This is a genomic window from Thermus caldifontis (assembly GCF_003336745.1).
Lineage (GTDB): Bacteria > Deinococcota > Deinococci > Deinococcales > Thermaceae > Thermus > Thermus caldifontis.
Genome location: NZ_QGMX01000004.1, coordinates 160,129 through 176,822, shown reverse-complemented (window position 1 = coordinate 176,822; position 16,694 = coordinate 160,129). Strand labels below are relative to the sequence as shown.

General features: G+C 64.8%; 12 protein-coding genes. 2 read left to right on the top strand and 10 right to left on the bottom strand.

Features of this window, described 5'->3' with window-relative positions:
• Positions 1–5: 5 nt before the first annotated feature.
• From DK874_RS07715 to hemE, 6 genes are read right to left on the bottom strand one after another with little or no spacing between them, the layout of a single operon-like run.
• Positions 6–2,909, bottom strand: coding sequence for a PAS domain S-box protein (locus tag DK874_RS07715; protein WP_240307627.1), 2,904 nt, complete (start codon positions 2,907–2,909; stop codon positions 6–8).
• Positions 2,910–2,928: 19 nt separating this feature from the next.
• Complete coding sequence (locus DK874_RS07710; RefSeq protein WP_114313436.1) at positions 2,929–5,496, bottom strand: EAL domain-containing protein; 2,568 nt, start codon at positions 5,494–5,496, stop codon at positions 2,929–2,931.
• A gap of 39 nt (positions 5,497–5,535) precedes the next feature.
• On the bottom strand, positions 5,536–7,785 hold the full coding sequence (locus DK874_RS07705) for a diguanylate cyclase domain-containing protein (RefSeq protein ID WP_114313435.1): 2,250 nt from the start codon (positions 7,783–7,785) through the stop codon (positions 5,536–5,538).
• Between the two features lie 35 nt (positions 7,786–7,820).
• Positions 7,821–9,176 (bottom strand): protoporphyrinogen oxidase, encoded by a 1,356-nt coding sequence (gene hemG / locus DK874_RS07700; RefSeq protein WP_114313434.1) that lies wholly within the window; start codon positions 9,174–9,176, stop codon positions 7,821–7,823.
• Positions 9,164–10,117 carry a ferrochelatase gene (gene hemH / locus DK874_RS07695; RefSeq protein ID WP_114313433.1) on the bottom strand — a complete coding sequence of 318 codons (954 nt, stop codon included), beginning with the start codon at positions 10,115–10,117 and terminating at the stop codon, positions 9,164–9,166. The genes hemG and hemH overlap by 13 nt, the downstream gene beginning before the upstream one ends.
• The gene (gene hemE / locus DK874_RS07690; protein ID WP_114313432.1) at positions 10,114–11,139 is read right to left on the bottom strand and encodes a uroporphyrinogen decarboxylase; all 1,026 of its coding nucleotides are present in this window, start codon (positions 11,137–11,139) and stop codon (positions 10,114–10,116) included. The genes hemH and hemE overlap by 4 nt, the downstream gene beginning before the upstream one ends.
• A 13-nt stretch (positions 11,140–11,152) precedes the next feature.
• Between hemE and DK874_RS07685 the strand changes: the two genes are divergently transcribed.
• Positions 11,153–12,088: a peptidylprolyl isomerase gene (locus tag DK874_RS07685; RefSeq protein ID WP_240307626.1), complete on the top strand. Its 936-nt coding sequence runs from the start codon at positions 11,153–11,155 to the stop codon at positions 12,086–12,088.
• Here DK874_RS07685 and DK874_RS07680 read toward each other — a convergent pair.
• The 4 genes from DK874_RS07680 to DK874_RS07665 are packed head-to-tail and all read right to left on the bottom strand — an operon-like array spanning position 12,083 to position 15,839.
• Entirely contained in the window at positions 12,083–12,931 is an 849-nt protein-coding gene (locus DK874_RS07680) for a nitrilase-related carbon-nitrogen hydrolase (protein ID WP_114313430.1), read from the bottom strand. The two genes, DK874_RS07685 and DK874_RS07680, sit on opposite strands and share 6 nt — an antisense overlap.
• 9 nt (positions 12,932–12,940) lie before the next feature.
• Complete coding sequence (locus DK874_RS07675; protein WP_114313429.1) at positions 12,941–13,702, bottom strand: sulfite exporter TauE/SafE family protein; 762 nt, start codon at positions 13,700–13,702, stop codon at positions 12,941–12,943.
• Positions 13,699–14,358 carry a rhodanese-like domain-containing protein gene (locus tag DK874_RS07670; RefSeq protein ID WP_114313428.1) on the bottom strand — a complete coding sequence of 220 codons (660 nt, stop codon included), beginning with the start codon at positions 14,356–14,358 and terminating at the stop codon, positions 13,699–13,701. Before DK874_RS07670 ends, DK874_RS07675 begins: the two co-directional genes overlap by 4 nt.
• 44 nt (positions 14,359–14,402) lie before the next feature.
• Positions 14,403–15,839 (bottom strand): MBL fold metallo-hydrolase, encoded by a 1,437-nt coding sequence (locus DK874_RS07665; RefSeq protein WP_114313427.1) that lies wholly within the window; start codon positions 15,837–15,839, stop codon positions 14,403–14,405.
• Between the two features lie 164 nt (positions 15,840–16,003).
• On the opposite strand from DK874_RS07665, the gene pdo reads away from it, so the two are divergent.
• Positions 16,004–16,693, top strand: a complete 690-nt coding sequence (gene pdo / locus DK874_RS07660; protein ID WP_114313466.1) for a protein disulfide oxidoreductase — start codon at positions 16,004–16,006, stop codon at positions 16,691–16,693.
• Position 16,694 lies beyond the last annotated feature (1 nt).

Here is a 16,694-nt window from a genome sequence, read left to right as displayed (position 1 = left end):
CCTGCTCAGGGGGTGAGGTCCTCGCTTTCCTCTAGGGTCCGCAAGAAGGCTTCCACCACAGCAGGATCAAACTGCCGGCCTGCTTGCTCTTGGATGTAGGCCAGGGCCATTTCCTTGGGCCAGGCCTTCCGGTAGGGGCGGTCGGAGGTGAGGGCGTCGTAAACGTCCGCCACGGCGAAGATGCGGGCGGAAAGGGGTATTTCCAGGCCCTTTAGCCCCCTGGGGTAGCCCGAGCCATCCCAGCGCTCGTGGTGGGCGTAGGGAATCTCCAGGGCCTTCTTCAGGAAGGGGATGCCGGAAAGCCACTCGTAAGCGTAAACGGGATGCTTTTTCATGATGGCCCACTCCTCCTCGGTGAGGGGGCCAGGCTTGAGAAGAACGCTGTCAGGGATGGCAATCTTGCCCACGTCGTGCAGGATGGCCCCGCGCCGGATGTGCTCTATATCCTCCTCAGGCACCCCCAGCACCCGGGCCAGGCGTAGGGTGAGTTCCGTGACCCGCTCGGTGTGGCCAGCGGTCTCTTGGTCCCGGAGCTCTACCGCCTTGGCCCAGCCCCAAAGGGTTAGGTCGTAGGCGGCTTCCAGCTCCCGCTGGCTTCTTAGGAGCTCCTGGAAGGTGAGGGCGTTGTCCAAGGCCACGGCACCTTGGGATACCAGGGATTCCAGAAACTCTTCGTCCTCGGGGGAGAGGTTCCAGGGCTTGCGGGTGAGGGCCGCAAGAACCCCAAGGAGCCGTCCTTTGGCTAAGAGGGGGTAGACCTTTTCCGCCACCAGCTCCTCCTTTAAGGTGAACTCGGGCTCAGCCCCAGGGTCTTGGGTGAGATCGGGGACGAAGACTACCTGTCCTATGAGGGCGGCCTTGCCCAGGTGGCCCTGGCCCAGGAGAATGCGGCGGGGCATGGCCCGCTTGGGGGTATAGAACCCCCTTAGGCCCCGGAGCTCCAGGGCCTTTTCCTTGGGGTCGTAGAGGAAAAGGGCTGCGGCATCCAGGGGAAGGCGCATCACCTGGTTGAAAAAAACCTCCAGGGTGGGCTCCAGTTCCAGGGAGGCGGCGATGGCCTGGTCCACGGCCCGCAAGGCCTCCAGTTGTTCCACCCGCCGGGCCAACTTGCGCCGGAGGCTAGCCCGGCGGACGGCGTTGCCTATGGCCTCGGCCAGGAGGAGGGTCCGGTCCACCTCAGAAGCCGTGGGTGTGCGGGGGTGGGGCCAAGCCACGGTGAGGGCACCCACCGGCTCTTTCCCTGCCAAAAGGGGGGCCACCACCCCGCTCCACCCCTCGGGGACCAAGGGCTTGGCCCCAGGGCGCACCCTTGGATCCCCTTTGAGGTCCAGGCTTACCACCACCTCACCCCGGAAGGCCCTAGCCACCAGCCCTTCTCCTTGCAGGGTTTCGGGAGTAGGGATTTCCCTAAGCCAGCCCCGGCTTGCCGCTTCCTCCAGGTGCCCCGTTTCGGCGTCGTAAAGGAGGATGCTGCCCACCGGGGCCTCGAGGGCTTTGAGGGCTGTATCCAGGGCGGCCTCCATCATCTTCTTTAGCTCCTCGCTTTGCCGGAGGGCCACGCTGACCTGGGCGAAGGCCTCTAGGGCCAGTTCCCTTTCCTTGGCCTCGGTGATGTCCAATCCCACGCCCAACACAGCGGGTTTACCGCCGATCTCCACCCGGGCGGCGGAGTAGTCCAGCCAACGCACCTTTCCCTCCTTGGTGAGGATGCGGAAGGTGTAGCGGCTGGGAGGGGTTCCCCCGCGGATCCGGGCCAGGCCCCGTTCCCGGACCATGGCCCGGTCGGCGGGGTGGACGAACTCCCAGATGGGGCGGCTACCCAGCTCCTCCCGGGTGTACCCGGTGAGGCGCAGGGCTTCCTCGTTGACAAAGGTGAGACGCTCTTCCTGCCACAAAAGGATCAAGGCGGGTGCGGTTTCCGCTAGGGTACGGAAGAGGGTCTCGGATTCCTCCAGGGCTCTTTCCCGGGCCTTTTCCTCGGTGACGTCCCGCTTGATGGAGATGAAGTGGCGTATCTCCCCGTTTTCCCGCACGGGGGTTATGGTCATGTGCTCGGTGTACAGGGTGCCGTCCTTGCGCCGGTTCACCAGCTCCCCTTCCCAGACCCTTCCGGCGAGGATGGTGTCCCAAAGATTCTTGTAAAAGGCTTTGTCCTGCACCCCAGATTTTAGGATGCGGTGGTTTTTCCCTAGGGCTTCCTCCAGGGTGTAGCCGGTAAGCTGGGTGAAGGCAGGGTTTACCCAATGTATGCGCCCCGAGCGGTCGGTAAGGACCACGGCTTCATGGGCGGCTTCCAGGGCGTTTTGCAAGAGGCGCATGGTGGCCTCGGCCTGAAGGCGTTGGGTTACGTCCAGGGCTACCACCAGCACCGCAGGCCTCTTCTCCCATTCAAGGAGATGGCAGAAGATCTCCACCTGGATCTCCCGTCCGTCCTTGAGGCGGTGGGTCCAGGGGCCCGAGTGTTGCAGGGGAGGCCTCGGGTTTTTTAGGTCCTTTAGAAGCTTGGGGCGTTCCCTTTCGGGCCGGATGTCCAAAAGGGTCATGGTGAGGAACTCTTCCCGGGTGTAGCCGTACCTCTCCACTGCCGCGTGGTTGACCTCGAGGAAACGAAGGGTTTCCAAGTCGTACACCCACATGGGCAGGGGGTGGGCCTGGAAAAGAAGGCGGAAGCGTTCCTCCTGGGCCTCCAAAGCTTTTCGCCTCTGCATTTCCGTGTACTCCTGGGCCTTGGCCAAAAGATAGACTATGAGAGAGGAAAGGAGTACGAAAAAGCCCCCCTTCAGGGATTGCCATCTGCTTAGGCCTTGCAGGTCCTGGGCAAAGAGCAAGACAAGATGGTCGCTCCCGAGGACCCAAAAGAGGGAAAAGACAATGTAAAAAAGGGTGATCCTAAAAGGGCTCAGTTTCACGTACTCCCAGTATACGGGCCTAAATGCGCCGGGGTTTGCCAAGAAGGTACCCTTGACCCAAGGGGAAACCCAGGTTCCGCAAGTAGGCCAACACCGCATCATTCTCTATGCCCTCGGCGACCGCCCGCAGGCCCAAGGCCCTGGCCAGGGCTAAGACAGCCGCTACCAGCCGGGCGGCGGGGCTTTGCGGGTTGGGTGCGTTACCCAGGCGTTGGACGAAGGCTTGACCCAGCTTAACCCCGTCCACGGGGAGCTCGGCCAGCCGTTCCAGGCTGGAGTACCCCGAGCCAAAGTCGTCCAGGAAGATGCCCACCCCCAGTTCCCTGAGGGCCTGGAGGGCCCGGGTGGCATCCCGCCCCCGCTCGTCGGGGATCAGGGAGCTTTCGGTAACCTCTAGGACCAGCCTGTGGGGGGGACAGGCGGTGTCCTCGAGGGTTTCCGCCACCTGGTAAGGGTAGGAGGGGTTCAGAAGCTCCTGAGGGCTTACGTTCACGTGCACCGTAAGCCCGTGCAGGGCTTGCTCCTGGCAGGCACGGCGAAGGACCCAGCGGCCTAGTTCCGGCATAAGGCGGTGGCGCTCGGCAAGGGGGATGAGCTCGGCAGGGGGGGCGTGCTGCCAGCGCAGGAGGGCCTCGAGGGCCACCTCTTTTCCGCTGTGCAGATCCACGATGGGTTGGTAGGCCAGCCAAAGTCCTTTACCCTGCTCCAGGTCCTTTCTTAAGGCCTCGATTAGGTGGGTTTCCCGTCGCAGGGCTTCCTGCAAATGGGGTTCGAAGAAGGCCAGCTGGTCCTTGCCATTTCCCTTGGCCCGGTATAGGGCCAGGTCCGCGCGAGCAAGAAGTTCCCCGGGTGAGAGTCCCTCTTCCCCCAGGGCGATACCAAGGGAGGTGGAAAGATGGTAGACCCGCTCCCCCACGGGGCAGGGCATGCGGGCTACCTGCAAAAGCCTTTCCGCCACGGCAATAACCTCCCCCGAACCCTTGATGCCGGTGAGGAGCACCAAGAACTCATCCCCCCCTTGCCGGGCCACCAGGTCCCGGGGGCGGATGGCAGCCCGGAAACGAGCGGCCATGACCCTCAGCACCTCGTCCCCGGTGGCATGCCCATCCAGGTCGTTCACCCGCTTGAGCCCGTCCAGGTCCAGGTACAAGACGGCGATCTTCTGGGCCTCCTTGCTTAGGGCTTGGGCCAGTTTCTCCATGAAGAAAAGGCGGTTGGGGAGGCCCGTTAGGGGGTCGTGGTAGGCCAGGTGCTGGATTCGGCCCTCCAGCTCCATGCGGCGCAGGAGCAAGCCCAGTTGGCTGGCAAAGGCCTGGGCTAGCTCCAGGTCCAGGGGGGTAAAGGCATCCTCCCGCTCAAAGTTATCCAGGTACAAGAAGGCCTTGCGCTCACCGGCCAGGTGCACGGGGACGGAGAGGATGGCCTTGATCTCCCGCGCCCTGCCGGCTTCCTCCATGATCTTGCGCCTTTTTTCATCCAGGCGGGCATTGAAGCGTTCCAGGTCCTTCCAGGTGAACACCTGGGCCTCCCGGTGGCCGGTGAGGGAGAGGGGTTCCTCAGGGCGCAGGCACACCTGCCGCAGGGCGCTAAGGTCGTAGCCCTTGGCCGCCACAAAGTGATAACAGCCATCCTCCTTGAGCACGGTGACGCTTCCCGCCTGGGCGGGGGGGAGGGTGTCCAAGGCGGCCTCCAGGATCAGCCCGAAGACGGAGTCAGAAAGCCCCTCGGCCATCAGGGTTTCGTAAACCCGCAGGAGGTTTTTGCGGAAGAGGCTCCAGCGGGCTTCCCGGATTTCTGCCTCCTTCCGCTCGGTGACGTCTATGCCTAGGGCCAGAACCTCGAGGACCTCCTCGCCTGGACCCGGTATGCCCACCAGGGTCCATTCCACCACCCGGCCTTCCTGGAAGAGGTGGGCGTGGGGCTGGTTTGGGGCCTTCAGGGCCTCGGCTATGGGCAGTGTAAGTCCCCGGGGAAAGGCCCGCTTCAGGGCGGGATTGGTGTAGAGAAGGCGGCCCTCCTTGTCCAAGCGGGCCAGGTACAAGGGAGAGGACTCCAGCAGGGTTTCTAGCCAGCGTTCCCTTTCCCAAAGCTCCAGAATGCGGGCCAGGACCTCGGCCACCGCACGCAGGAAGGCTTCTTCCTCTGGGGTGAACTCCCTTTCCCGCTGGCAGTCGTCCACCCCCAAAAACCCCCAGAGCCTGCCCTCCACCCAGATGGGCACCACCAGGAGGCTTTGGATCTCCTGGGCTCGCAAAAGGGGTTGCTCTTCTTCGGGGAAGGAGGCCACAGGCCCGGCCACCGCCCGGTCCTGCAGGAAGAGATCCAGCCAGCGCCCATACCCTTCTTCCCGCATGGGGAGGTGTTGCAGGGCGGGATTCTGGATTTGCGGGGTGGCCTCCGGCCCCGCCCACTCCGAAAGCTGGCTGGTGTACCAGGTGCCCCCCTGGATTTCCAGACGGAACAGGTAAGCGCGGTCGGCCATGAGGAGCCGACCCACATGCGCCAGCGCTTGTGGAAGTCCCCCTAACCCTTGGTGCAGGAGGGGAAGAAGAGCTTGGGATAGGCCTAGGCCCAAGGTCCTTTTCATGGCTAGGCCAAGTCCACTATACAGCCCTCTTTGAAAAGGTCAAGCCACCATGACCTGTCCCTGGGCCTTGGCCTCATACATGCGGGTGTCGGCGGCGGAAAGGAGCTCATCTGGGGTGGTGCCGTCCTCGGGGTAGGTGGCCACGCCGATGTTTACCCCCAGGCAGATTCCGTCAAAGCAGAGGCCCTGGATGGCCTTGGCGTAGCGGAGGAGAGCGGCTATGGCCCCCCTTTTGGCGGTATGGGGGAAGAGGACGGCAAACTCGTCCCCGCCCCAGCGGAAAAGGCGGTCCCCGTTGCGCCTCTCCCTTTCCATGGCCTCGGCCACCTTCATGAGGGCTAGGTCCCCCACGGCATGCCCAAGCCGATCGTTCACCGCCTTGAATCCCTTCAGGTCCAAAACCGCCAGGGAAACGGGATAGTCGTAGCGTTCGGCCCGCTTTAACTCCTCCTGCAAGAAGCGGTCAAAGGCCCGGCGATTGGCCAGGCCCGTGAGGGGGTCGGTGAGGGCGGCTTCCTCTAGGAGCTCGCGGGTGCGGCTCTCATGGAGCAGGGTGGCCAGGGGAGCGGCGAAGAAGCGGGCAGCTTCCAGGGAATCTTCCCCGAACGCCCTGGGGTCGTGGAGGTTGTCCAGGTTCAGGAAGGCGAGAACCTCCCCCTTATAGGGAATGGGCAGGCAGAGGTTGGCCTGGATCTCAAGCGCCCGGCCTGCAGTGTCGATGACCTCTGCCGGCGCCGTTTGGTGGCTGATTTCGGCGATGGGCCTTTCTTCCAGACTGAGGATGCGAGGCTCGGCCCGCTGAGCCTTATCCATCCCTAGGCCGTACCAGAGGAGCTGATCCTCCTGGGTGAAGGCTACGGTCCTGAGGCCCTCCAGGTCATAGCCCAAGGCGGCCTTATAACGGTAGCTCCCGTTTTCCCAGACCAGGAGGCTTCCCGTTTCGCTCCCAGGGACATGGCGGATGGCCTCCTCTAAGATGCGCCCGTAGAGTTCCTCCGGGGGTTTCTCCAGAAGCTCTAAGAAAAGCTGGTTTACCCGCTGGTGCTGGGCCTTTTCCGTAAGCCGCTCTAGGCCAAGGCCCAGGGTGCGGCAGCTCAAGAGGAGAAGCTCCAGCTCCGCCTTTCGCCAAAGGCGCGCCCCCTTTTGCCCCACCACCAGGACCCTCCGGCTCCTCTGGGCCTTGGGGGAGGGGATGGGGAAGGCGGCCAGGGTGCGCCAGCCCAGGGCCTTAAGGGCGGGGATGGCCTTGGCCTCCTCCACGTAGCGGGCCGTGTAAAGGGGGCTTTGCCTTTGGTAGACCTCCCAGGCCAGGCCCTGGCCGTAAGGGAGACCTTCCCTTAGCACCTGCAGGAGGGAGGGCTCCTTCTCAACCGCCACCCCCTGGTAGGCCAGGGCCACCATGCGCTCGCCCCGGGCTTCCCACAGGGTGCCAGCCTCGAGGCCCAGGACCTCGAGGAGAAGGCGTAAGGCTTTTCCCGCCCCTTCCTCCAGGGTGGCGGCGCTTTGCAAGCGCAGGGAAAGTTCACTTAGAAGCTTTCTTTCCTCCAGGTCAGCAAGCCGGTCCAGCTCTAGGCTCACCGCCTGGGCAAAGCGCGTAAGCCCCTCCACCTCCTCGGGGAGAAAGGGTCGGTCCCGCTCCAGATTTAACACGGCCACCACCTCGTCCCGTTCCCGTAGGGGAAGGGCTAGCTCCGAGAGGACCTTTAAGCCCGGGGCAGGAATGTAGCCGGGTTCCTGGTCCACGTGGGGCACATGGACGGGCTGGCCTTCCCGAAGGGCGCGGCCCAACACCCCGGTGGCCGGCACCTCTTCCAGGGCCAGGGGAGGGAAGCTGGAAAGAAGGCGGAAGCCGTGGCCTGTGGGCACCCAAACCCCCACGTGCCCCCCCGTGCCCAAGGCGGCGAGGCGGCCCGGGAGGGAGGCGAGAAGGGCCTGGCGGTTCTCCGCCAGGGGCAGGGCCTCGAGGGCCTCGGCCAGGAGCTTCTGGACCTTGGCCAAGGCCTTGGCCCGGCGGTGGGCCTTCCTCAGGCTTTCCCCAATGCCGTGGGCCAAGTAGGCGGAAAGGAGAAGGAGGGCCAAGGCCATGAGGTTGAAGCCGGGGAAAAGGAGGAGAAGCAAGGTGGAGAGCGAAGCCGCCGCCAACCCAAAGCCAAGCCCGTACACGCTGGCGGTGGCCGCGGTGAAGATCATGAACCAGGGGAGGATGTAGGGGTCGGCGTAGCCCAAAACCCCGGCCAAAAGCCCCAAAAGGAGGGAGCCCAAGGCGATCACGGGATAGGGCAGCCCCATGTTTGGTCTATCCTATCCAGTCCCCCTGTGCTTGCCTAGGGGGTGGGGGCCAGGGCCAGGTAGCCTAGGGCTCTTCCCGCCGCCTTGCGTCCCGAGCGTACCACCTCGGGCAGGCCCACCCCCTCCAGGTAGTTCCCCGCCAGAAAGATGCCTGGGGATTTGAGGAGGGCCATCTCCAGCCTTTCCCTCCGTTCCAGGTGTCCCACCCGGTAGGCGGGCATGCCCTCGGGGAAGCGGAAGACAAAGGTGCGCTCCGGGCGCACCTCCCGGCCCAGGAAAAGGCGGAGGTCCCCCAGGGCCACCTTGGCCAACTCCGCCTCGGAAAGCCTGGCCACCTCTCCGGAAAAGTAGGCGCGCACCAAGGACCAGCCCTCGGGGGCCCTTCCCGGCCACTTCCTGTGGGTCCAGGTGAAACCCCGTACCCTGTACCCTTCCCCAGGGGCGATGAGAAGCCCGTGCCCCTCTACGGGCAAGGCCTCGGAAAAGGCCAGGCTTACGGTGGCGGCGGGGGTGTGGGGAATACCCTTGAGAAGGGCTGTGGCTTCAGGAAGGAAAGGCCTTAGGAGCTGGGCCGCCACCGGGGCAGGGGTGGCCAGGACCACCGCTTCCGCTTCCCAGGTGCCCTTGGGGGTATGGAGGCGAAAGCGGCCCCCTAGGGGCTCGAGGGCCAGGACCGGGGTACCCAGGAGGGTTCTTTCCGCCACCTCCTCGGCAAGCTTCCGCGTTAAGACTGAAAGTCCCTCCTGGAAGGAGAAGAAAAGGCTTCCTCCCTCGCGGCTTCCCCGGGCTTTCCGGATGTGCATGGCTCCCAGGATGAGGCTGCGGTGCCTTCTTTCCAGCTCCAGAAGCTGGGGAAAGGCGGCCTTCAGGGAAAGCTCGTCGGGCTCCCCCCCGTAGATGCCCCCCGCCAAGGGGGCTACCAGGGCGGCAAAGACCTCGGGACCCAGCCTTCTCTCCACGAACTCCCTAAGGCTCTCGTCTTCCTTGCTCCCCCGGGGGAGGAAGAGGTCGTAGAGGGCCCTGAGCTTCCCGGAAGGGGAGAGGAGGGAGGTGCGGGCTAGGCCCTTGAGGTCCCCCGGGATGATTTGCAGAAGTCCCTCGGGGAGGGGATGGGCCTTTCCCTTGCGCAGGATGTAGGCCGCAGGCTTGGCGGGAAGGGTGCCCATGGGGGTCAGGCCAAAGCGTTCCCCCAGTTCCAGCACCTCCTTTTTGTAGCGCACGCTGGCATCGGGACCTCCTTCCACCAAAAACCCTTCCCCCTTGTGGGTGCGCACCTTCCCTCCCAGGCGGAGGCTGGCCTCCAGGAGCTGGAAGTCCACCCCCGCCTCCTTCAGGGCCAAGGCGGCGGAAAGCCCCGCCCATCCCCCTCCCACCACGGCTACTTGAGCCACGCCGCCTCCACCAGGTCCTTGAGCACCTGGATATAGTCCAGGTCAGCGTTGAGGCTTCGGGCCCTGAGGAGCCTTAGGCCCACCTCCTGGGCGGTGGCTTGGGCCTCGAGGTCCAGGTCGTAGTACACCTCCAGGTGGTCGGCGGGGAAGCCCACCGCCTGCACCACCACCTCCTCCACGCCCTCCTCCTTCAAGGCCCTCAGGTGCTCGTTGATGTCCGGGCCCAGCCAGGGCTCAGGGGTGCGCCCCGCCGACTGGTAGGCCACGCTGTACTGGGGAAGGGCAAGCCTCTTGGCGATGAGTTCCGCCGTCCTCTCCACCTGGCGGGGATAGGGGTCGCCCCGCTCCACCGCCGAAACGGGGATGGAGTGGGCGGTGAAAACGTAGGCGGCCTTCCTGGGCTCCCGTAGCCGCCAGATGGCCTCCTCCAGCCTCCTGGCATAAGCGGCGATGAGGCCGGGGTGGGCCTCGTAGCTTTCCACCCAGACCACCTCTATGGGCTCGGGGAGGGCCTTAAGGGCTTGGTCCACCCTCTCCTGGTACTCGGCCACGCTTCTAAGGGAGTAGTGGGGGGCGGCCACGATGGCCACCGCCCGCCTTACCCCGTCCTCGTGCATGGCGGCCATGGCTTCCCCGATGGAGGGGTGCCAGTGCTTGGTCCCCACGTAGACCCGGGCCGGTCCCTGGGGGGTACGGGGGCCAAAGGGGCCCAGGAGGCGCTTGGGGTAAGCGGGGGCCTCGAGGTTCAAAAGCGCCTGGAGCCTTATGGCCTGCACCAGGGTGATCTCGTTCAGGGGGCTTTTGCCGATGGCGGCGTAGCGTTCCTCCAGCTCCTTGAGGAGCTCTTCCGATGGGCGCCTTCCCCGGCGGATGTCGGTGTAATAGGGCTCAATCTCTTCCGGGGTGTAAGGGGTGCCGTAGGCCATGAGGAGTACATTCATACTTCCGCCTCCTTTAGGAGTTCTACCACGTAGCGCACGTGGTCCACGGGGGTCTGGGGCAGAATGCCGTGGCCCAGGTTGAAGATATGCCCTGCCTGGCCGGCGTTTTCCCCAAGGATCCTTTCCACCTCCCGCCTTATCACCTCCTTGGGGGCGAAGAGGACCACAGGGTCCAGGTTGCCCTGGACGGGGGTTCCTCCCAGGGCCTCCCGGGCCCAGGGAAGGGGGGTGTGGTGGTCCAAGCCGATCACATCCCCGCCGGCCTCCGCCATGTCCTTTAGAAGGCCCATGGTTCCCACCCCGAAGTGGATCACGGGCACCCCAAGGGGCTTTAGCCCCTGGAAGAGCCGTTCCATGTGGGGCTTCACGTACCGGCGGTAGTCGGCTGGGGCAAGGGCCCCTACCCAGGAGTCAAAGACCTGGAGGAGGTCGGCCCCCGCCTCCACCTGGGCCCTCAGGTACCTGGCCATGGCCTCGGTGAGCTTTGCCAGGAGGCGGTGCCAGAGGGCCTCTTCCCGGTACATGAAGGTCTTCACCTCCCGGAAGTGGCGGCTTGGCCCGCCTTCTATGAGGTAGCTGGCCAAGGTGAAGGGCGCCCCGGCGAAACCGATTAAGGGAACTCCCAGCTCCTTTTTTAGAATGCGGATGGTGTCCAGCACGAAGGGCACGGCCTCTTCCGGTTGCAAAGGTCTTAAGGCCTCCACCCCCTTTTCGTTGCGGATGGGGTTATGGATCACCGGGCCCTTGCCCTCCACCAGGTCCAGCTCCACCCCCATCCCGTAGAGGGGGGTGGTGATGTCGGCGAAGAGGATGGCGGCGTCCACCCCCAGCTGCCGCACGGGCAAGAGGGTGACCTCAGCGCAGACCTCGGGGGTTTGCACGATCTTTGGGAGGGAGTAGCGCTTGCGGATCTCCTGGTATTCCTTCTGGTAACGGCCCGCCTGGCGCATGAACCAAACGGGGGGCCTAGGGGTGGGCTCCCCCCGGGCGGCCTTGAGGAGGAGGTCGTTCACGCCCTCCATGCTAGCATGGGGCATGCGCCTTCTTTTTTCCCGCAACCCCTTGTGGGGGCTTTTCTTTCTGGCCCTCGGCCTTCTGGCCTTTGCCCAAGAAGATCCGGTGGTGGCCCAGGTGGGGCCGGAAAGCCTCACGAGAAGCCAGTTTGAGCTACGCTTTGGCCTCTTCGCCAAAGGCGCCCTTCGCCAGCTGGGCCTTCCCGACAACGGGGAAACCCGCTCCCTCCTCGCCCAGTACCGGGCCCCTTACCTGGAGGCCTTGGCGGAGGAACGGGCCCTTCTCCAGGTGGCCCGGAAAAGGGGGTTTTGGCCCTCACAAGAAGTGGTGGAGAAAAGGGTGTGGGAACTCTCCGAGGCCTTTCCTTCCCAGGAAGCCCTGCTCCAGGCGCTTATGGAAGCCGGGATACCCAACCTGGATGCCTACCGCCTCTTGCTTTCCGAGGCCATGGCCCTCGAGGCCCTGGAGGCCCATTACCGGCAGGCACTAAAGGTGTCCCCCGCCGCCCTAAAGGCCCTTTGGCTCCTTTCCCCGGAGTACCGCCACCCCACCCTCTACTGCGCCCGGCACATCCTGGTGCCTACCCTGGAGGCAGCCAAGGAAGTGCTCGCCCGCCTGGCGAAGGGGGAGGCCTTTGCCCGGGTGGCCCAGGAGGTTTCCCAGGACCCGGGCTCCAAGGAGGCGGGTGGGGACCTGGGATGCGAGCCGAAAGGCACCTATATCCCCGCCTTTGAAAAGGCCCTTCTCGCCCTCAAGCCAGGAGAGGTTTCCCCTCCCGTGGGGACGGAGTTTGGCTTCCACGTGATCCTCTTGGAAAGGCAGGTGCCCCCGGGCCGCTACCCCCTGGAGGAGGTGGCGGAGGGGCTGGCTCAAAGCGTGCAGGACCTGGCCTGGGAAAAGCTCTCCAAGGCCCTTATCCGCTCCTACCCCGTGGCGCTTTTCCCTGAGCGGCTATAGCTCCAACAGCAAGGTGGCATCCCCCCGGGGGGCTTCGGCCAGGGCCAGGGCCTCCCCGGGGGCGTAGATGCCGCTTTGCCCCTCAAAGGTGAGGCCCAGGATTGTTCCGTTCAGCATGGGGTTAAGGAGAAGCCTTAGGTTCTCCCGGTTCCTTAGCCGTTCCCTGGCGGAGGCTAGCCAGACCTCGCCCTCTTTCCTGGATCTATCCCAGGGCCAGGGCCTTTCCCAGGGGGCGGGGTTGGCGGAGGGTTGCAGGAGGATCTCGGCCCCTAAGGCGTCCAATCGGGCCACGTGCTTTTCAAAAAATCCATCCAGGCAGATAAGGATGCCCACTCTTCCCGCCCGGGTTTGCACCAGGTGGGGGCCAAAGGCTCCTCGCCTGAGCCAGCGCTCAGGGGGGGTGAGTTCAATCTTGGGCACCTGGGCCAGAAGGCGGCCATGGGGGTTGAAGAAGAGGGCCAGGTTCTGAAAGAGGGGAGTGCGGGCAAACCGCCCCCGGGCCAGTTCCTCCTCGTAGGGAGGGGAGAGCAGGCTGCCGGAGAGGAGGTAGGTGCCGAAGGCCCGGGCGGCCTCGGCCATGGTCTGGTGAAAGACCTCGTAGGCCTTCCGCGCCCGTTTCCAGGGGGATAGGGGAGAGGTGAGGAGCTCCCGGGGATGGAAATCCCCTCCCAGGTGGAGGAGCAGGGGAAGCCCGAAAAGCTCGGGGAAGGCGGCTAGGCGGGGGGAGGGGGTGCCCTCTAGGGGCCTTAAGAGGGAAAAGACCCGCTGGCGAAAGGCTTCTTCCGTGCGGTAGTGCTCTGGCCTTGTTTCCACCTGGATGGCCAGGAGGGTGCGGAAGGGCACCCCTTTAGTCTAATGCCCTTGGGCCAGGTTCTGGCCCAGGATGAAAACCCCCATGACCACCAGAAAAAGGGCGAAGCCCCGCCTCAGGCTCTCCTGGGGCAGGCGCACGGCAAGCCGCCCTCCCCAAAAACTCCCCAGGGTGCCTACGGCGATGAAGAGAAGGGCCACGGGGTAGTCCACCCCTAGGCCGTACTGGGGCAGGAGGTGCAGGTACTTGTAGAAGCCGGTGAAGGATTTGAGGGCGATGATGAGAAGGCTTGTGCCCACCGCCAGGTGCATGGGAAGCCCTCCCAGGAGGACCAAGGCGGGCACGATGAGGAACCCTCCGCCCACCCCCACGAACCCCGTGAGGGCACCCACCGCCAGGCCATCCAAGACCACCTTCCAGGCCTTGCGCTTGGCCTGGCCTTCCGCCCTTAAGGGTTTGGGCCGGGCCATAAAGTAGGCGGCAAGGAGCATCACCAGGGCAAAAGTAAGAAGCTGCGCCTCCCCGGAGGCGAAGCGGGAAAGCCAGGCCCCCAGGTAGGTGCCCGCCATGCCCGGAAGGCCAAAGAGGAGCACCTTGCGCCAGTCCACCAAGCGTCTTAGGGCGTAGGGCAAAGCCCCAAGGAGGGCGATCCCCCCCACGATGAGGAGGCTTTCGGCGATGGCCTGTTTGGGAGGTTCCCCCAGAAGGTAGACCAGGACGGGCACCGTGAGGATGGATCCCCCCGAGCCCAAAAGCCCCAAGGAAAGCCCTATGAGAAGGGCGCCGAGGAGGGCGAGGATCATCGTTCTACCGGGAGGCCCGCCCCCATCCAGGCGTAGGTGCCGCCCTCCAGGTTAAACACCTTTTCCCCAGGGAAGCCTTGGCCCACCAGGAAGTCCGCCGCCACCCCCGAGCGGTTGCCGGAGTTGCAGACCAAGAGGATGGGCCGGTCCTTGGGAAGCTCGGGAAGCCTTTGCGGCAAGGAGGAAAGGGGGATGTTGATGGCCCCCGGCACGTGCCCTTCCGCATACTCCCAAGGTTCCCGGACGTCCACCACCAGGGCTTCTCCGAGGAGCTTTTCCGCCTCGTGGGGGCCCACCTCCTGGTACGGCGTGGCCGCGTAGCCCACCTCCACCGGGGCGGTGTCCACGGGAAGCCCTGAGCGGTACCACCGCACGATGCCCCCTTCCAGGTTGTAGATGTGGCGGTAACCCTGGGCGGAAAGCCAGGCGGCTGCCTGCCAAGAGCGGTTGCCCGTGCGGCAGTAGAGGACCACGGGCCGGTCCTTGGGGATCTCCCCGTAACGGGCCATGAACTCGGAAAGGGGGAGGAGGCCCGCCCCAGGGATCCGGGCCTGGGCGTACTCCTCCACCTCCCGCACGTCAATAAAGGGGACGCCTTGGTCGTAGAGCTTTTTGGCCTCTTCCGGGCTTAGGTCCTTAACTTGGGCTTCGTACATGGATTTCCTCCATAGATGCTGGGGCATAACCCCAGCTATGCCATTCAGGCCTCCACCAGTTCCTCCCCCTTCACCACGGGGAGGCCCGCCTCTTGCCAGGCCTTGATCCCCCCGGTGAGGTTGAGGGCGTTCTTAAAGCCATGGGATAGGAGGGCGCTGATGGCGGTGCTGGAGCGGTCCCCGCCCACACAGTGAACGATGAGGGGCTTATCCTTGGGGAGTTTATCCAGGTGAGCCAAGATGCGGCCCGCATGGATGTTGAGGGCCCCGGGGATGTGCCCGGCCAGGTATTCGTCCCGGCCCCGCACGTCCAGGATCACCGCCTCGCCCTTTTGCCAAAGGGCATGGGCCCCCTTGGCGGTAATCTGGGGCACGGTTTCCAGTTCCCCGTCGGCGTAGCCCTCGAGGCCCGGGATGTACCCCACCACCTCGTCCAAGCCGATGCGGATCAGGGCCCGGGTCAGGGCCTCCACCTCGGAAGGGTGGGCCAGGAGAACAAGGGGCCGGTCGTAGGGTAAAAGCCACCCCGCCCAGGTGGAGAAGTTCTTCCCCGCAGGGATGTTAATGGCCCCGGGCATGTGCCCACCGGCAAAGGCGAACTTGTCCCGGGTGTCCACCAGGATGGCGCCCTCCCGCAGGTACCGGTCAAACTGGGCCTTGGTGAGCCGGCCAGGGTGAGGGACACCCCCCAGGATGGGCATGCCATCCCGGTTCAGCCGCTTCATCTCCTTGAAGTAAGTGGGGGCCTCGGGCTGGCCCTCCAAAAGGGCCTTGACAAACCCTTCCTCGTCGCCCTTTTCCAGGTACTCTGCCCACCAGGCGTAGCGCCGTTCGTAGCCCACGGTGGTGGCGGGAAGGGCTCCCAGGGCCTTGCCGCAGGCCGAGCCTGCCCCGTGCCCAGGCCAGACCTGGACGTGGTCGGGAAGGGTGAGAAACTTCTCCCTAAGGCTTCGGAACATGCGCCGGGCCCCGGGCAGGGCGGTGCCCTTGATGCCGGCGGCTTCCTCCAGAAGGTCCGGCCGGCCGATATCCCCCACGAAGACGAAGTCCCCGGTGAGGAAAAGAAGGGGTTCCTCCGTCACCGCCCCATCGGCCACCAGGAAGGAGATGTGCTCCGGGGTGTGGCCGGGGGTGTGCACGGCCTTGACCCGGATGTTCCCCACCCCAAACTCGTCCCCATCCTTGAGGAGGACATAGGAGAGGCCATCCAGGCCCTGGTACTTCCAGTTCTCGTCTCCCTCATCGGAAAGGTAGAGGGTGGCCCCGGTGGCCTTGGCCAGCTCCCGGGCCCCCGAGAGGTAGTCGGCGTGGATGTGGGTCTCGGCCACCGCCACGATGCGCATGCCCAGGCTCTGGGCCATCTCCAGGTAGGTGTCGATGTCTCGCTTGGGGTCCACCACCAAGGCCTCCCCCGTGGCGGCGCAACCCAGGAAGTAGCTCATTTGGGCTAGACCTTCTTCGTAGATTTGCCGGAAAACCATGCTTCACCTCCGGGTAGGGACATCTGCCCCCACGGCCCGTAGTATACCCATCTAGGGTATATGGGTCAAGCCCGGATGGGGTTAACGGGCACATTCTCCTGGCGCCCGATCTTTGCTATAGTGGTGTGAGGATGTACCCCGGTAGGGGTATCCGGGAGGAAAACATGGCGTTGCTGGGACCTAAGGAGCAGGAAATCGTACGCGAGCGGCTTGCCAACCTGGTGCGGGACGTGGAGCTGGTGCTTTTCACCGATACCTCCACCCTGATCGCCCCGGGGAAGGAGCCCTGCCTCTACTGCAAGGAAACCAAGCAGCTTTTGGAGGAGCTGGCGGCCCTTTCCGACAAGCTTTACCTGGTGGTCTACGACCTGGCCACCCCCGAGGGCAAGGAGAAGGCCAAGGAGCACAAGGTGGAGGATCCCCCCACCCTGATCCTGCGGGAGAAGGGTTCACAGGCCATCAACCTGCGCTACCGGGGGATTCCGGCAGGGTATGAGTTTGCCAGCCTCCTCGAGGACATCGAGATGCTGGGCCGCGATGGCCACGGCCTGCCGGAGAACGTGGTTCAGGAGCTTAACAACCTCCCCGAGGAGGTGGTGCTCCAGGTCTTCGTCACCCCCACCTGCCCCTACTGCCCCCAGGCGGTGCGCACCGCCCACCGCATGGCCTACGCCTCTCCCAAGGTATGGGGCGAGATGATCGAGGCCAACGAGTTCCCCGAGCTTTCCAACCGCTACCACATCCACGGGGTGCCCGACACCATCGTGAACCATGGCAAGGAAAGGGTTCTTGGGGCCCAGCCCCTTTCCCAGTTCCTCCAGGCCATCCGCAAGGCCGTGGGGGTGAGCGCCTAGC

Bases quoted from the DNA above. Each gene is read 5' to 3' on its own strand.
- DK874_RS07675 (WP_114313429.1), bottom strand. From the start codon at position 13,702: ATGATCCTCGCCCTCCTCGGCGCCCTTCTCATAGGGCTTTCCTTGGGG.
- hemE (WP_114313432.1), bottom strand. From the start codon at position 11,139: ATGGAGGGCGTGAACGACCTCCTCCTCAAGGCCGCCCGGGGGGAGCCC.
- DK874_RS07665 (WP_114313427.1), bottom strand. From the start codon at position 15,839: ATGGTTTTCCGGCAAATCTACGAAGAAGGTCTAGCCCAAATGAGCTAC.
- DK874_RS07710 (WP_114313436.1), bottom strand. From the start codon at position 5,496: ATGAAAAGGACCTTGGGCCTAGGCCTATCCCAAGCTCTTCTTCCCCTC.
- hemH (WP_114313433.1), bottom strand. From the start codon at position 10,117: ATGAATGTACTCCTCATGGCCTACGGCACCCCTTACACCCCGGAAGAG.
- DK874_RS07670 (WP_114313428.1), bottom strand. From the start codon at position 14,358: ATGTACGAAGCCCAAGTTAAGGACCTAAGCCCGGAAGAGGCCAAAAAG.
- pdo (WP_114313466.1), top strand. From the start codon at position 16,004: ATGGCGTTGCTGGGACCTAAGGAGCAGGAAATCGTACGCGAGCGGCTT.
- DK874_RS07685 (WP_240307626.1), top strand. From the start codon at position 11,153: ATGCGCCTTCTTTTTTCCCGCAACCCCTTGTGGGGGCTTTTCTTTCTG.
- DK874_RS07705 (WP_114313435.1), bottom strand. From the start codon at position 7,785: ATGGGGCTGCCCTATCCCGTGATCGCCTTGGGCTCCCTCCTTTTGGGG.